Origin of the sequence: Streptomyces sp. NPDC060366 (genome assembly GCF_042725135.1) — a bacterium.
Lineage (GTDB): Bacteria > Actinomycetota > Actinomycetes > Streptomycetales > Streptomycetaceae > Streptomyces.
In genome coordinates this window covers 1,003,658-1,018,961 of record NZ_JBHXDC010000001.1, presented here as the reverse complement: position 1 = coordinate 1,018,961, position 15,304 = coordinate 1,003,658, and the positions used below count along the sequence as shown (strand labels likewise).

Below are 15,304 nucleotides of genomic sequence, written 5' to 3'. Positions count from 1 at the left end.
AGGGCACACCGCTGTGGTGCCGCCCGGGGGTCTCTCGGGCGGCACCATGGCTGTGCAGGGTCTTTACGCTCGGAAGCAAGTAGCTTGCATTGTTTGCGCTAGTCTTGCGTGTATGACGCGACGACTTGCTCAGGTGGCTAAGAAGGTTGGGGTCAGCGAGGCCACGGTCAGCCGGGTGCTCAACGGCAAGCCGGGAGTTTCCCAGGCCACCCGGCAGTCCGTGCTGACCGCACTGGACGTGCTCGGGTACGAGCGGCCGACACAGCTGCGCGGCGAGCGTGCCAGGCTGGTCGGCCTCGTCCTGCCCGAACTCCAGAACCCGATCTTCCCCGCCTTCGCCGAGGTGATCGGCGGCGCGCTGGCGCAGCAGGGGCTGACCCCCGTCCTGTGCACGCAGACCAAGGGCGGCGTCTCCGAGGCGGACTACGTCGAACTGCTGCTCCAGCAGCAGGTGTCGGGAGTCGTGTTCGCCGGCGGGCTCTTCGCCCAGGCCGACGCGCCCCACGAGCACTACCGGCAGCTCCACGAGCGCCGGATCCCGGTCGTGCTCATCAACGCGCCCATAGAGAACCTCGACTTCCCCACCATCTCCTGCGACGACGCCGTCGCCGTCGAGCAGGCGTGGCGGCATCTGGCGTCGCTCGGCCACGAGCGCATCGGCCTCGTCCTCGGCCCGGCCGACCACGTACCGTCGCGGCGCAAGCTCGCCGCCGCACTGGCGATCGTGAAGGCGGCGGGGGAGACCCTGCCCGACGAGTACATCGAACGGTCGATGTTCTCCTTGGAAGGCGGCCAGGCCGCCGCCGCGCGGCTGTTGGACCGCGGCGTCACCGGCATCATCTGCGCGAGCGACCCGCTGGCCCTGGGCGCCGTACGGGCGGCCCGCCGGCGCGGTCGGGACGTCCCCGGCGAGGTCTCCGTCGTCGGATACGACGACTCCGCCTTCATGAACTGCACCGAGCCGCCGCTGACCACCGTCCGCCAGCCGATCGAGGCCATGGGCCGGGCCGCGGTGGAGCTGCTGTGCGCGCAGATCCAGGGCGGCGCCGTGCCGCCGGGCGAGCTGCTGTTCGAGCCGGAGCTGGTCGTACGAGGCTCCACGGCGCAGTCGCCGCGGTAGGTCTCGCCGACCTGCCCTCGCAAACCCCTTCCAGGGCCCCCTCGGGGGCCCTGTGGCGCTTCCGGGGGTCCTGTCTGACAAATCCCGCCCTGTCCAACTCCGGCCCCGCGGGCGGCCCGTGGCCGATGCGGAGGACTGTCAAACTTTTACGAAAACGGCGCGAGATCTTGCGGTCCCCTGTCGACGGTGGTTGAGTGTGCCGCGCCCCGGCAGAGTTTCAGCCGTGGGCCTTCCACGCTCATGCCCGAAGGGGACCATCGATGAGAAGTGCTGGGTTCCGCCGTATTCGCCGTACCGACCGCACCGCCGCGGCCGCCATTGTCACCGTGCTCGCCCTGACTCTCGCCGCCTGCGGCACGAGCAGCAGCAGCAGCGACGACGACGGCGACTCCGGCGGCGGGTCGTCCGACCCGTCAGCGCCGTTGGACCCGAAGGCCAAGGTGACACTCTCGATCGACTGCATGCCGCCGGCCGCCAAGGCCGCGGAGCTGAAGGAGTGGAACGAGGACGTCAAGGAGTTCAACAAGACGTACCCGAACGTCAAGATCAACGGGAAGTCCACGCCGGGCCAGTGTCTGGAGCCGCCGCGCTTCACCGCGATGCTCAAGGCGAAGTCCCAGCCCGACGTGTACTACACCTACTTCACCGACCTCCAGCAGGTGCTGGACAACGACGGGGCCGAGGGCATCTCGGCGTACGTCAACGACAAGTCCGTGCCCGCGCTGAAGGACATCGACCCCAACGTCCTGGACGTGCTGAAGCAGGACGGCAAGCTCTACGGCCTGCCGACCAGCAACTACACCATGGGCCTGCTGATCAACCGGAAGCTCTTCGAGGAGGCGGGACTCGACCCCAACTCGCCCCCCACCACCTGGGAAGACGTCCGTACGGCCTCCGACAAGATCGCCGGTATCGGCGGCGGCGTCTCCGGCTTCGGCGAGTACAGCGCCGGCAACAACGGCGGCTGGCACTTCACCGCGTCGATCTACGGTCTCGGCGGCGAGGTCGTCGACTCCACGGGCAAGAAGGCCGCGTTCAACACCGACCTGGGCAAGCAGGTCCTTGAGAACCTCCACACCATGCGGTGGGAGGACGACAGCATGGGCAAGACCCAGCTGCTCAAGTGGGGCGACCTGCAGAAGCAGATAGCCACCGACAAGCTGGGCATGTTCCTCGCCGCGCCCGACGACATCACGTACATGGTCCAGCAACTCGGCGCCAAGTACGAGAACTTCGGCATGGGCCCGATCCCCGGCGCCGAGGCGACCCTCTTCGGCGGCAACAACTACATGATCAAGAAGGGCAGTTCGCCCGACAAGATCAAGGCCGCCATCGCCTGGCAGAACTTCAAGTTCCTCACCCCGGGCAAGGGCCAGTTCCAGTGGGACCGCAGCAAGGCCGACAAGCTCCCCGTCGGACTGCCGCAGCCGAACTTCTGGCTCGGTGACTCCAAGACCAAGGACGACGCGCTGCGCAGCGAGCACGCCACGATGCCCGTCGAGAACTTCAAGCCCTTCATGGACAACCCGGTCAAGGGCAAGGCCGAGCCGCCGAAGGCGCAGGAGATCTACAAGATCCTCGACGTCGCGATGTCCGGTGTGCTGACCAACAAGGACGCCGACGTCGACAAGCTCCTGTCGACCGCCGAGAAGCAGGTCAACCAAGTCCTGGCGACTCAGTAACGGACGGGCGGGACCGGGTCACGCGGACCCGGTCCCCGCCAGTCCGCGAGTCAACGAGTCTGCGCACCGGCACCGAGGAGAGAGCATGTCGGCCCCCACCCTGTCCAAGAGCAAGGCGACCCCGCCGAGCCACGGACGCCCCGGCTCCAACCGGACGGACTTTGCCCGCGAGGAGTTCGTACGGTCCGTGCGCCGCAATCTCTCGGCGCACGGGTTCCTGATCGGAGCCGTACTCTGCTTCTCGTTCTTCTCCTGGTATCCGATGGTCAGGGAATTCATCCTGGCCTTCCAGAAGAACGAGAACGGGAAGACCACCTGGGCCGGCTGGTCCAACCTCACCTACATCTTCAACGACCCGGCCTTCTGGCAGGCGTGGCGCAACACACTGCTCTTCACCGCCCTCGCGCTGCTGCTGGGATTCATCGTCCCGTTTCTCGTCGCCGTCGTACTCAACGAGTTCCGGCACGGCCAGGGATATCTGCGGCTGCTCGTCTATCTCCCGGTGATGCTTCCGCCGGTCGCGTCGGTGCTGCTCTTCAAGTACTTCTACGACCCCGGATACGGCCTGTTCAACCGCATCCTGGAGACCTTCGGACTACCCGCCCAGCAGTGGCTCCAGGACACCGACACGGCCATGCTCTCCGTGGTCATCGCGGCGACCTGGATGAGCATGGGTGGCGCCACCCTGATCTATCTCGCCGCGCTCCAGGGAATTCCCGGCGAACTGTACGAGGCGGCCGAACTGGACGGCGCGGGAATCTTCCGCAAGATCTGGCACGTCACCATCCCGCAGACCAAGCTCATTCTCTCGCTGATGCTGCTCATGCAGATCATCGCGACGATGCAGGTGTTCACCGAACCGTTCCTGCTCACCAACGGGGCCGGACCGGAAGGGTCGACGACGACGGTCGTCTATCTCATCTACCAGTACGCGTTCAACTTCAACAACTACGGCAGTGCGGCGGCACTCGGACTCGTCCTGCTCGTACTCCTCGCGGGCTTCTCCGCGGTGTACGTGCGACTCAGCCGCAGCAGCGAAGACTAGGACGGGAGAGAAGGCATGACAGCGAACACGCTCATACCCCGGCGCAAGCGAGCCGCGACCGTCGAGGTCGCCCGCCCGCGGACCCTGATCTCACCCGCCCAACTGGGCAGATCCCGTGGCAGGGCGGTCTACTGGATCGTCTTCGCCCTGGTGGTCCTTCTCTTCACCCTGGTCTTCCTCGGACCGCTCTACTGGATGGTCACCGGCGGTCTGAAGACCACCCAGGAAGTCGTGCAGAGCCCGCCGACCGCCTTCCCCACCTCCGTGCACCCGGAGAACTACGAGCAGGCGTGGAAGGTGATGGACCTCGCCAAACTGCTCTTCAACACCCTGTACTACGCGTTCGGCGCGCTCGCCTTCCAGCTGATCTTCGACGTGGCCGCCGCCTACTCCCTCTCCAAGCTGCGGCCGATCTTCGGCAAGGCCATCCTCGGCCTGATGCTGATGACGCTGATGATCCCGGCGACCGTCCTCGTCGTACCCCAGTACCTGACGGTGCTCGACGTACCGATCATCGAACGCAACCTCCTCAACTCGCCCTGGGCGATCTGGCTGCCGTCCGTCACCAACGCCTTCAACATCTTCCTGCTCAAGAGATTCTTCGACTCGATACCGCGGGAACTGCTGGACGCCGCGGCCATCGACGGGGCCTCGGCGATGCGCACCCTGAGATCCGTGGTGCTGCCGATCTCCCGGCCGATCCTCGGAGTCGTCTCGATCTTCGCGGTCGTGGGGGTCTGGAAGGACTTCCTCTGGCCGATGCTCACCCTGCCCGACCCGAGCAAACAGACCCTGAACGTGGGCATCTACTCGCTCGCGAGCGGAGTACCGGAGAACGTCCTGATCGCCGCGCTCACCATCGCGTCCGTCCCGACGCTGCTCATCTTCCTGCTCTTCCAGCGCAACATCATGAGCGGTCTGACCGCGGGCGGCCTCAAGGGCTGATCGTCCTTTCCGCTCCGTTCGACCTACTCCCCACCAGCGCTCCGCCGCCCGCCCTCTCATCCAGCGCCCCGTTGTCCGGGGGCCGGCGGCGGAGTCCCACCTGCCCGAAAGGACCGTCACGTGGCAGCCATCCAGCCGGCCGAGGCCACCGTCGAATGGTGGCGCGACGCCGCCATCTACCAGGTCTATGTACGCAGCTTCGCCGACGGCGACGGCGACGGCACCGGAGATCTCGCCGGCGTGCGGTCCAGGCTGCCGTATCTCGTGGAACTGGGCGTGGACGCACTCTGGTTCACCCCCTGGTACCTCTCACCGCTCGCCGACGGCGGCTACGACGTCGCCGACTACCGGACCATCGACCCGGCCTTCGGCACCCTCGCCGAGGCGGAGAAGCTGATCGCCGAGGCCCGGGAGCTGGGTATCCGCACGATCGTCGACATCGTGCCCAACCATGTCTCCGACCAGCACGTCTGGTTCAGGTCGGCCCTCGCGGCCGGCCCCGGCAGCCCCGAACGCGAGCTGTTCCACTTCCGCCGGGGGCGCGGGGACAACGGCGAACTCCCCCCGAACAACTGGGTGTCCGAGTTCGGCGGCGTCCCCTGGACCCGGCTGGACGACGGCGACTGGTATCTGCATCTGTTCGCGACCGGACAGCCCGACCTCAACTGGGCCCACCCGGCGGTCCGCCGGGAACACGAGGACGTGCTGCGTTTCTGGTTCGACCGGGGCGTGGCCGGCGTACGGATCGACTCGGCCGTCCTGCCCGCCAAGGACCCCGCCCTGCCCGACTTCACACCCGGCACCGACGCCCACCCCTTCGTGGACCGCGACGAACTCCACGACATCTACCGCTCGTGGCGCGCCATCGCCGACGAGTACGACGGCATCTTCGTCGGCGAGGTCTGGCTTCCCGACGCCGAGCGCTTCGCCCGCTATCTGCGCCCCGACGAACTGCACACCGCCTTCAACCTCGGCTTCATGTCGTGCCCGTGGGACACGGACCGGCTGCGGACCGCCATCGACGACACGCTCGCCGAGCACGCGCCGGTCGGCGCCCCCGCCACCTGGGTGCTCTCCAACCACGACGTCACCCGCACCGTGACCCGCTACGGGCGCGAGGACACCCGATTCGACTTCGCGGCCAAGGTCTTCGGCACCCCGACGAATCTGGAGCTGGGTACGAGACGGGCGCGCGCCGCCGCGTTGCTCTCGCTGGCACTGCCCGGCGCCGTCTACGTCTACCAGGGTGAGGAGTTGGGCCTGCCCGAGGCGGACATCCCGCGCGACCGCATCGAGGACCCGATGCACTTCCGGTCCGGCGGTACGGATCCCGGCCGCGACGGCTGCCGCGTACCGCTGCCCTGGCGGGCGGACGCGCCGTACGCCGGCTTCGGGGGAGACACCGAACCGTGGCTTCCGCAGCCGGAGTCCTGGGCGAAGTACGCCGCGGACCTCCAGACGGACGATCCGCACTCGATGCTCAGCCTCTACCGGCAGGCCCTGCGGCTGCGCCGTACGGAGCCCGGATTCGCCGCCGGGGCGCCGGGGGACCGCGCCGAGGCGGCGCTGACCTGGCTGCCCTCCGGCCCCGGTGTGCTCTCCTTCACCCGCACCGACGGGCTGATCTGCGTCGTCAATCTCGCCGGGCCCCCCACGGAGCTGCCCGGCCACCGAAGCGTTCTGCTCACCAGCGGCCCCTTGGACGACGAGGGGAGGCTGCCGCAGGACACCGCGGCCTGGCTGCGGAGCTGACTCCGCGGCCGAACCGTCCGCCCCGTACGTCCCGACCGCGCAGCGCCGCGGCCGGGGCACGGGGCGGACGGGAGGCGTAGGCCCCCTGACATCCCTCCGCCCCACAGGAAGGTGCAGGACCCCCACATGAAGACATCTGTCAGGAACACGACAGGCAAGTCGGCGAGGAACATGACGCTGTCGATCGCCACCGCCGTGGCCGTCGCGGCCACCGGACTCGCACTCGTCGCCCCCACTGCGACGGCCGAGCCGGTGAAGGCCCCCGCCCGCGCGGCGGTCGCCGCGGCCGGCGCGAGCCTCCCCTTCACCTCCGTCGAGGCGGAGGACGCCACCACGAACGGCGCCGCCGTCGGGCCCGATTACACGCAGGGCACGCTCGCCTCGGAGTCCTCCGGCCGGCGCGCCGTCCAACTCACCGCGGGCCAGAGCGTGGAGTTCACGCTGCCCACCGCCGCGAACGCAGTCAACCTCGCGTACAGCGTCCCCGACGGGCAGAGCGGCACCCTCGCGGTGTACATCGACGGCGAGAGGACCGACACGACGCTCGCCGTCACGTCCAAGTACTCGTACATCGACACGCCCTGGATCGCCGGCGCCAAGACGCACCACCTGCTCGACAACACCCGCGCGCTGCTCGGGCGGGACCTGCCCGCGGGCGCGAAGGTCAAGTTCGAGGCGAGCGTCCCGACCACGATCGACGTCGCCGACTTCGAGCAGGTCGCCGGGCCCGCCGGCGCCCCGTCCGGCGCGGTCTCGGTCGTCGACAAGGGCGCCGACCCGAGCGGGGAGGGCGACTCCACGCAGGCGTTCCGCGAGGCGATCGCCGCCGCGAAGGGCGGCGTCGTATGGATCCCGCCGGGCGACTTCAAACTGACCCAGTCGCTCAGCGGTGTGGACGACGTCGAGATACGGGGCGCGGGCAACTGGCACTCCGTGGTGCGCGGTTCGCGTTTCATCGACCAGTCGGGCGCCCCGACCGGCAACGTGGGACTGCACGACTTCGCCGTCATCGGCGAGGTCACCGAGCGCGTCGACAACAACCCGGACAACTTCGTCAACGGCTCGCTCGGCCCGAACTCCAGCGTGTCCGGCATGTGGCTCCAGCACCTCAAGGTCGGCCTCTGGCTGACCGGCAACAACGACAACCTCGTCGTGGAGAAGAACCGCGTCCTCGACATGACGGCCGACGGGCTCAATCTGAACGGCACGGCCAAGGGGGTGCAGGTACGTGAGAACTTCCTGCGCAACACCGGCGACGACTCGCTCGCCATGTGGTCGCTCAACACCACCAACAGCTCCAGCACCTTCGCCAACAACACCGTCTCGCAGCCCAACCTGGCGAACGGCATCGCGATCTACGGTGGCCGCGACATCACGGTCAAGGACAATCTGATCCTCGACACCAACGCCCTGGGCAGCGGTATCGCGATCTCCAACCAGAAGTTCATGGACCCGTTCTTCCCGCTGGCCGGCACGATCACGGTCGCCGGGAACACTCTCGTACGCACGGGCGCCATGAACCCCAACTGGCAGCACCCGATGGGCGCGCTGCGGGTCGACGCGTACGACAGCGCCATCGAGGCGGACGTCAACATCACCGACACCACCATCACCGACAGCCCCTACAGCGCCTTCGAGTTCGTCTCCGGCAGCGGGACGGGCAAGGCCGTCGCCCATGTGAACGTCGACGGCGCGACGGTCGACGGCGTCGGGACGGTCGTGGTCCAGGCCGAGACACCCGGCGCGGTCACGTTCAGCGACGTCAAGGCCACGGACGTGGGCGTCGCCGGTACGTACAACTGCCCGTACCCGGCGGGCAGCGGCACCTTCGAGATCACCGACGGCGGTGGCAACTCCGGCTGGGACACGGCCTGGGACGACTGCGCGAGCTGGCCCGAGCCGGCGGAGTAGGGCGGCTCCGGTTCCGCCCTCGACGGCCGGACGGGCTGAAAAGGCCCGTCCGGCCGTCGAGGACGAACCGGCCACCGGCCGGCTCCGATGAGCCGTTCTCCTATCCTGGAGCGGGCAGGCGTACGGCTCTGCCCGACCTCCTCAAGAAGACGGAGCGCGGTCTTGGATCCGAGCACGGCCGGCAGACAGATCCCCGTGGTCGTCCTCGCGGGCTTCCTCGGCTCGGGCAAGACGACCCTGCTCAACCACCTGCTGCGCCGCCGCGCCGGCAACCGCGTCGCCGTGATCGTCAACGACTTCGGGGCCGTCGAGATCGACGCCATGACCGTCGCCGGCCAGGTCGGCTCCACGGTCTCACTCGGCAACGGCTGTCTGTGCTGCGCGGTGGACGCGAGCGAACTGGACGGCTATCTGGAGCGGCTGTCCCGCCCCGCCGCGCGGATCGACATCATCGTCGTCGAGGCGAGCGGCCTCGCCGAGCCGCAGGAACTCGTCCGCATGATCCTCGCGGGCGACAATCCCAGCACCGTGTACGGAGGGCTCGTCGAGGTCGTGGACGCGGCCGAGTTCGACGCCACCCGCGAGCGGCACCCCGAGACCGACCGCCATCTCGCCATCGCCGACCTGGTCGTCCTGAACAAGACCGACCGCGTGACACCGGCCGAACACGAGCGCGTCCTCGGCGTGATTGCGGAGCTGGGTCCGGACGCGGCGGTGGTCTCCGCGTCGTACGGGAGGATCGACCCCGGCCTGCTCTTCGACCCCGCCGCACGCCCGGCCGACGACAAGGTCCGCCAGCTCTCCTTCGAGGACCTGCGCGCCGACGAGGACCACGGGCAGGACGAGGACCACGGGCAGGACGAGGACCACGGGCACGCGCACCATCCGCACACCGGCTACGAGAGCCTGTCCTTCGACGAACCGGCCGCCATGGACCCGCGCCGGCTCATGGCCTTCCTCGACTCGCGGCCGGAAGGGCTCTACCGCCTCAAGGGCTTCGTGGACTTCGGCGCGGCCGACCCGGACAACCGGTACGCCGTACACGCCGTCGGGCGCTTCCTGCGCTTCTACCCGGAGCCCTGGCCACGGGGCGCCGAGCGCCGTACGCAGCTCGTGCTCATCGGCTCCGGGATCGACCGCGACGCCCTGGAGAAGGAGCTGCGGGTGTGCGCCGTCACCGGCGCCGACAGCGACATCACCGACGAGGCCGCCATGTGGGGCGTCCTGCGTTACGTACGGTCCGGACCGGCGGCCGAAGAGGCCGCCGACCCGGTCTGATCACCGAACGCCTTCGTCAGCTCGCCGGGCCCGCCAGGACGGCCACGACCGACGGGGGCGGCGTCCCCGAACCGTCCCTGCGCGGGTCGGGCTCCGGCAGCGTGGCCGGTGAGCCGTTCTTCTGCGCGGCCCGCGCCGGGGCCGCGCCCGCCCAGGCGAAGATCAGCAGGTCCTCGCCCTTGAGGAAGCGCTGGCAGCGCACGCCGCCGGTGGCCCGCCCCTTGCGCGGATACTGGTCGAACGGCGTGAGCTTCGCCGTCGTCTCCGAGTCGTCCAGCGTGCCGTGCGAGCCCGCGACCGTGTAGACGACCCCGTCGCCCGCCGGGTCGACCGCGGTGAAGGAGATCACCGACGCGCCCTCGGTCAGCTTGATACCGGCCATGCCCCCCGCGGGCCTGCCCTGCGGGCGGACCTGCGACGCCTGGTAGCGCAGCAGTTGGGCGTCGGAGGTGATGAAGACCAGATCCTCCTCGCCCGTACGCAGCTCGGCCGCGCCCACCACCCGGTCACCCTCCTTGAGGCTGATGACCTCCAACTCGTCCTTGTTGGACGGATAGTCGGGCACGACCCGTTTGACCACACCCTGGAGCGTGCCCAGCGCCAGGCCGGGCGAGGACTCGTCCAGCGTCGTCAGACAGACCAGGTCCTCGTCGGGCTCCAGCGTCAGGAACTCCGCGAGCGGCGCCCCGCCCGACAGATTCGGCGCCGATGCGGTGTCGGGCAGTTGCGGCAGATCGATGACGGAGATCCGCAGCAGCCGTCCGGTCGAGGTGACGGCTCCGACCTCGCCACGCGCCGTCGCCGGCACGGCCGAGACGATCACGTCGTGCTTCACCCGCTTGCCGTCGCTGCTGCCCAGCGGTCCGCCGTTGGCCGTACGCGCCAGCAGCCCGGTGGAGGACATCAGCACCCGGCACGGGTCGTCGGCCACCTCCAGCGGTACCGCGGCGACCGGCGAACTTCCCGACTCCAGCAGCACCGTGCGCCGGTCGGTGCCGAACTTCTTCGCCACCGTGGCCAGTTCGCCGGAGACGAGCTTGCGCAGCTCGCCGTCCGACTCCAGGATGCCGGTCAGCTCGTCGATCTCGCCGTTGAGCCGGTCGCGCTCGCTCTCCAGCTCGATCCGGTCGAACCGGGTGAGCCGGCGCAGCGGCGTGTCCAGGATGTACTGCGTCTGGATGTCGCTCAGCGAGAAGCGCTCGACCAACCGCTCCTTGGCCTGCGCCGAGTTGTCGCTCGACCGGATGAGGCGGATGACCTCGTCGATGTCGATCAGCGCGACGAGCAGACCCTCGACCAGATGCAGCCGGTCGCGCCGCTTGGTCCTGCGGAACTCGCTGCGCCTGCGCACCACCGTGAACCGGTGGTCGAGATAGACCTCCAGCAGCTCCTTGAGCCCCAGCGTCAGCGGCTGGCCGTCCACCAGCGCCACGTTGTTGATGCCGAAGGTCTCCTCCATCGGCGTCAGCTTGTAGAGCTGCTCCAGCACCGCCTCGGGGATGAAACCGTTCTTGATCTCGATGACCAGACGCAGCCCGTGCATCCGGTCCGTGAGGTCCTTGACGTCGGCGATGCCCATGAGCTTCTTCGCCGACACCAGGTCCTTGATCTTGGCGATCACCTTCTCCGGGCCGACGGTGAAGGGCAGTTCGGTGACGACGAGGCCCTTGCGGCGCGGGGTGACGTCCTCCACGGTGACCGTCGCGCGGATCTTGAACGTCCCGCGCCCGTTCTCGTAAGCGTCCTTGATGCCCTGGAGGCCCACGATCCGGCCACCGGTGGGCAGGTCGGGACCCGGCACGTACCGCATCAGCGTTTCCAGGTCGGCACCCGGGTGCTTGATCAGGTGCCGCGCGGCGGCGATGACCTCTCCGAGGTTGTGCGGCGCCATGTTCGTCGCCATACCGACGGCGATCCCGGAGGCGCCGTTGACCAGCAGATTCGGATACGCGGCGGGCAGCGTGACCGGTTCCTGCTCCTGGCCGTCGTAATTCGACTGGAAATCGACTGTGTCCTCGTCGATCGACTCCGTCATCAGTGACGTGGCGTCAGCCATCCGGCACTCCGTGTACCGCATGGCGGCCGGCGGGTCGTCGTTGCCGAGGGAGCCGAAGTTGCCGTGCCCGTCGACGAGCGGCAGCCGCATCGAGAACGGCTGTGCCATCCGGACGAGGGCGTCGTAGATCGACGCGTCCCCGTGCGGGTGCAATTTACCCATCACCTCACCGACGACGCGGGCGCACTTCACATAGCCGCGGTCGGGGCGCAGGCCCATCTCGTTCATCTGGTAGACGATGCGGCGGTGCACCGGCTTCATGCCGTCGCGGGCGTCGGGCAGGGCGCGGGAGTAGATCACCGAGTACGCGTACTCAAGGAAGGAGCCCTGCATTTCATCGACCACGTCGATGTCGAGGATCTTCTCCTCGAAGTCCTCCGGCGGCGGGGTCTTCGTGCTGCGGCGGGCCATCGCTGCTGCGGCTCCTTCACAGGTCTGTGCGGGTCTGGGCGGGCAACTTCAGGGACTCTGGGCGGACAACTTGAGGAACTGACGCGGACCATTGTGGCCCGCCCGACTGACAACGCCGACCTCGACCCGTCGTTGAACCGCCCGGGGCGCCCGTTTCCGGCGCCACATCGCCGGGCCGACGTCTGGCGGACTGCGCGTCCACGCCCCTTCGCGCGACACGGAAACTTCGCCACGCGTCGGCGCGCTTGCATACAGTGGCAGGACTTCTTATATCGCGATCGAAGGGACGTACATGCCCATGGGTCACACGGCCACAGCGCAGGCCGGCTCCGGCGGCCTGACAGCGACCGAGCACCGGCTCGCCAACGGACTGCGCGTGGTGCTCTCCGAGGACCACCTGACCCCGGTCGCCGCGGTCTGCCTCTGGTACGACGTCGGTTCGCGCCACGAGGTCAAGGGCCGTACGGGCCTCGCCCACCTCTTCGAGCACCTGATGTTCCAGGGCTCCGAGCAGGTCAAGGGCAACGGTCACTTCGAGCTGGTGCAGGGCGCCGGCGGCTCGCTCAACGGCACCACCAGCTTCGAGCGCACCAACTACTTCGAGACCATGCCCACCCACCAGCTGGAGCTCGCCCTCTGGCTGGAGGCCGACCGCATGGGCTCGCTGCTCTCCTCCCTCGACGACGAGGGGATGGAGAACCAGCGCGACGTCGTGAAGAACGAACGCCGCCAGCGTTACGACAACGTGCCCTACGGCACCGCCTTCGAGCGCCTGACCGCGCTCTCCTACCCCGAGGGCCACCCCTACCACCACACGCCGATCGGCTCGATGGCCGACCTGGACGCGGCGACCCTCGAAGACGCGCGGCAGTTCTTCCGTACGTACTACGCGCCGAACAACGCGGTGCTCTCGGTCGTCGGCGACATCGACCCCGAGCAGACCCTCGCCTGGGTGGAGAAGTACTTCGGCTCGATCCCCGGCCACGACGGCAAGCAGCCGCCGCGCGACGGCTCCCTGCCCGACATCATCGGCGAGCAGCTGCGCGAGGAGATCCACGAGGAGGTCCCGGCGCGCGCGCTGATGGCCGCCTACCGGCTGCCGCAGGACGGCACCCGCGAGTCCGACGCCGCCGACCTGGCGCTCACCGTCCTCGGCGGCGGCGAGTCCTCCCGGCTGCACAACCGCCTGGTGCGCCGCGACCGTACGGCCGTCGCCGCCGGATTCGGACTGCTGCGGCTGGCCGGCGCGCCCTCGCTCGGCTGGCTGGACGTGAAGACGTCCGGCGGCGTCGAGGTCCCGCAGATCGAGGCCGCGGTCGACGAGGAGCTGGCCCGGTTCGCGGCCGAAGGCCCCACGGCCGAGGAAATGGAGCGCGCCCAGGCCCAGTTGGAGCGCGAGTGGCTCGACCGGCTCGGTACGGTCGCGGGCCGCGCGGACGAACTGTGCAGGTACGCGGTGCTGTTCGGCGACCCGCAGCTGGCGCTGACCGCCGTCCAGCGGGTGCTGGACGTCACGGCCGAAGAGGTGCGCGCCGTCGCCGAGGCGCGGCTGCGCCCCGACAACAGGGCGGTGCTGGTCTACGAGCCCACCTCCCCTGACGACGACGCCGACGACGCGGCTGCCGACACCGACGAGCACGAGGGGGCGGACCAGTGACCGACGCTGCCGTGACCATGGAGTTCCACCCGCAGCCGACCGCCGGAGAGGCCAGGCCCTGGGCGTTCCCCGCGCCCGAGCGCGGCGCCCTGCCCAACGGCCTGACGGTGCTGCGCTGTCACCGCCCCGGCCAGCAGGTGGTGGCCGTCGAGATCTCCCTCGCCGCCCCGCTGGAGGCCGAGCCCGAGGGCCTGGACGGCATCGCCACGATCATGGCCCGCGCGCTGTCCGAGGGCACCGACAAGCACACGGCCGAGGAGTTCGCCGCCGAGCTGGAGCGCTGCGGCGCCACGCTCGACGCGCACGCCGACCATCCCGGCGTCCGGGTCTCCCTGGAGGTCCCGGTCTCCCGGCTGCCCAAGGCGCTCGGTCTGCTCGCCGACGCCCTGCGCGCGCCCCTGTTCTCCGAGAGCGAGGTCGGCCGGCTCGTCACCAACCGGCTCGACGAGATCCCGCACGAGCAGGCCAACCCGGCCCGCCGCGCGGCGAAGCAGCTCTCCAAGGAGCTGTTCCCGGCCACCTCGCGCATGTCGCGCCCGCGCCAGGGCACCGAGGAGACCGTCGGGCGCATCGACGCCAAGGGTGTCCGCGCCTTCTACGACGCGCACGTCCGCCCCGCCACCGCCACCGCGGTGATCGTCGGTGACCTGACCGGCGTCGACGTCGACGCGCTGCTCGCCGAGACCCTCGGCGACTGGACGGGCGACACCTCCGAGCCGCGCCCCGTGCCGCCGGTGACCGCCGACGACACCGGCCGCGTGGTGATCGTGGACCGGCCCGGAGCCGTCCAGACCCAGCTGCTGATCGGCCGGGTCGGCCCCGACCGGCACGACCGCGTCTGGCCGGCCCAGGTGCTCGGCACGTACTGCCTCGGTGGCACGCTCACCTCCCGGCTCGACCGGGTGCTGCGCGAGGAGAAGGGCTACACGTACGGCGTGCGGGCCTTCGCGCAGGTGCTGCGCTCGGACCCGCAGGGCACGGGCGCCTCCATGCTCGCCATCAGCGGCTCCGTGGACACCGAGTCGACCGGCCCCGCGCTGGACGATCTGTGGAAGGTGCTGCGTACGCTCGCGGCCGAAGGGCTGACGGACGCCGAGCGCGAGACGGCCGTGCAGAATCTGGTCGGAGTCGCGCCGCTGAAGTACGAGACGGCCGCCTCCGTCGCCGACACGCTCGCCGACCAGGTCGAGCAGCACCTCCCGGACGACTTCCAGGGGCGGCTCTACGCGCGCCTGGCCGAGACCGGCACGGTCGAGGCGACGGCCGCCGTCGTCAGCGCCTTCCCGGGCGACCGGCTGGTCACGGTGCTCGTCGGGGACGCCTCGGTGATCCGGGAGCCGATCGAGGCCCTGGGTATCGGTGAGGTGAAGGTCGTCACCGGCTGAGGCCGACCGGCGCACGAACCACACGGCTCAATACGCACAAACGGAACCCCGGTGACGAACCA

General features: G+C 69.5%; 10 protein-coding genes. 9 read left to right on the top strand and 1 reads right to left on the bottom strand.

Translation table 11 applies throughout. The features are described from left to right. The first annotated feature begins 112 nt into the window (after positions 1 to 112). The 7 genes from ACFWHU_RS04355 (at position 113) to ACFWHU_RS04325 (ending at position 9,733) form a co-directional block, all read left to right on the top strand. Positions 113 to 1,120: a LacI family DNA-binding transcriptional regulator gene (locus ACFWHU_RS04355; protein WP_385798218.1), complete on the top strand. Its 1,008-nt coding sequence runs from the start codon at positions 113 to 115 to the stop codon at positions 1,118 to 1,120. Positions 1,121 to 1,380: 260 nt separating this feature from the next. After that, positions 1,381 to 2,802: an ABC transporter substrate-binding protein gene (locus ACFWHU_RS04350; protein ID WP_387223830.1), complete on the top strand. Its 1,422-nt coding sequence runs from the start codon at positions 1,381 to 1,383 to the stop codon at positions 2,800 to 2,802. An 85-nt stretch (positions 2,803 to 2,887) separates the two neighbouring features. Continuing rightward, positions 2,888 to 3,847 (top strand): carbohydrate ABC transporter permease, encoded by a 960-nt coding sequence (locus ACFWHU_RS04345; RefSeq protein ID WP_385798214.1) that lies wholly within the window; start codon positions 2,888 to 2,890, stop codon positions 3,845 to 3,847. A 15-nt stretch (positions 3,848 to 3,862) separates the two neighbouring features. Further along, positions 3,863 to 4,792: a carbohydrate ABC transporter permease gene (locus ACFWHU_RS04340; RefSeq protein ID WP_385798212.1), complete on the top strand. Its 930-nt coding sequence runs from the start codon at positions 3,863 to 3,865 to the stop codon at positions 4,790 to 4,792. 120 nt (positions 4,793 to 4,912) lie between these two features. Further along, a complete protein-coding gene (locus ACFWHU_RS04335; protein ID WP_385798210.1) occupies positions 4,913 to 6,544 on the top strand; it encodes a glycoside hydrolase family 13 protein in 1,632 nt (543 codons plus the stop codon). Between the two features lie 126 nt (positions 6,545 to 6,670). Further along, positions 6,671 to 8,455: a glycosyl hydrolase family 28-related protein gene (locus tag ACFWHU_RS04330; RefSeq protein WP_387223827.1), complete on the top strand. Its 1,785-nt coding sequence runs from the start codon at positions 6,671 to 6,673 to the stop codon at positions 8,453 to 8,455. 162 nt (positions 8,456 to 8,617) lie between these two features. Beyond that, positions 8,618 to 9,733, top strand: a complete 1,116-nt coding sequence (locus tag ACFWHU_RS04325) for a CobW family GTP-binding protein (protein WP_387223825.1) — start codon at positions 8,618 to 8,620, stop codon at positions 9,731 to 9,733. A gap of 16 nt (positions 9,734 to 9,749) precedes the next feature. Here the strand turns inward: ACFWHU_RS04325 and ACFWHU_RS04320 are convergent, their stop codons facing one another. After that, complete coding sequence (locus ACFWHU_RS04320) at positions 9,750 to 12,200, bottom strand: DNA topoisomerase (ATP-hydrolyzing) subunit A (RefSeq protein ID WP_387223823.1); 2,451 nt, start codon at positions 12,198 to 12,200, stop codon at positions 9,750 to 9,752. A 292-nt stretch (positions 12,201 to 12,492) separates the two neighbouring features. Between ACFWHU_RS04320 and ACFWHU_RS04315 the strand changes: the two genes are divergently transcribed. Then, positions 12,493 to 13,857 carry a M16 family metallopeptidase gene (locus tag ACFWHU_RS04315; protein ID WP_385798203.1) on the top strand — a complete coding sequence of 455 codons (1,365 nt, stop codon included), beginning with the start codon at positions 12,493 to 12,495 and terminating at the stop codon, positions 13,855 to 13,857. 17 nt (positions 13,858 to 13,874) lie between these two features. Continuing rightward, positions 13,875 to 15,242 (top strand): M16 family metallopeptidase, encoded by a 1,368-nt coding sequence (locus ACFWHU_RS04310; RefSeq protein WP_385798243.1) that lies wholly within the window; start codon positions 13,875 to 13,877, stop codon positions 15,240 to 15,242. Positions 15,243 to 15,304: the final 62 nt, after the last annotated feature.

Excerpts from the sequence above, each read along its gene's own strand:
- ACFWHU_RS04355 (WP_385798218.1), top strand. The coding sequence starts at position 113 with ATGACGCGACGACTTGCTCAGGTGGCTAAGAAGGTTGGGGTCAGCGAG.
- ACFWHU_RS04350 (WP_387223830.1), top strand. The coding sequence starts at position 1,381 with ATGAGAAGTGCTGGGTTCCGCCGTATTCGCCGTACCGACCGCACCGCC.
- ACFWHU_RS04345 (WP_385798214.1), top strand. The coding sequence starts at position 2,888 with ATGTCGGCCCCCACCCTGTCCAAGAGCAAGGCGACCCCGCCGAGCCAC.
- ACFWHU_RS04340 (WP_385798212.1), top strand. The coding sequence starts at position 3,863 with ATGACAGCGAACACGCTCATACCCCGGCGCAAGCGAGCCGCGACCGTC.
- ACFWHU_RS04330 (WP_387223827.1), top strand. The coding sequence starts at position 6,671 with ATGAAGACATCTGTCAGGAACACGACAGGCAAGTCGGCGAGGAACATG.
- ACFWHU_RS04320 (WP_387223823.1), bottom strand. The coding sequence starts at position 12,200 with ATGGCCCGCCGCAGCACGAAGACCCCGCCGCCGGAGGACTTCGAGGAG.
- ACFWHU_RS04315 (WP_385798203.1), top strand. The coding sequence starts at position 12,493 with ATGCCCATGGGTCACACGGCCACAGCGCAGGCCGGCTCCGGCGGCCTG.
- ACFWHU_RS04310 (WP_385798243.1), top strand. The coding sequence starts at position 13,875 with ATGGAGTTCCACCCGCAGCCGACCGCCGGAGAGGCCAGGCCCTGGGCG.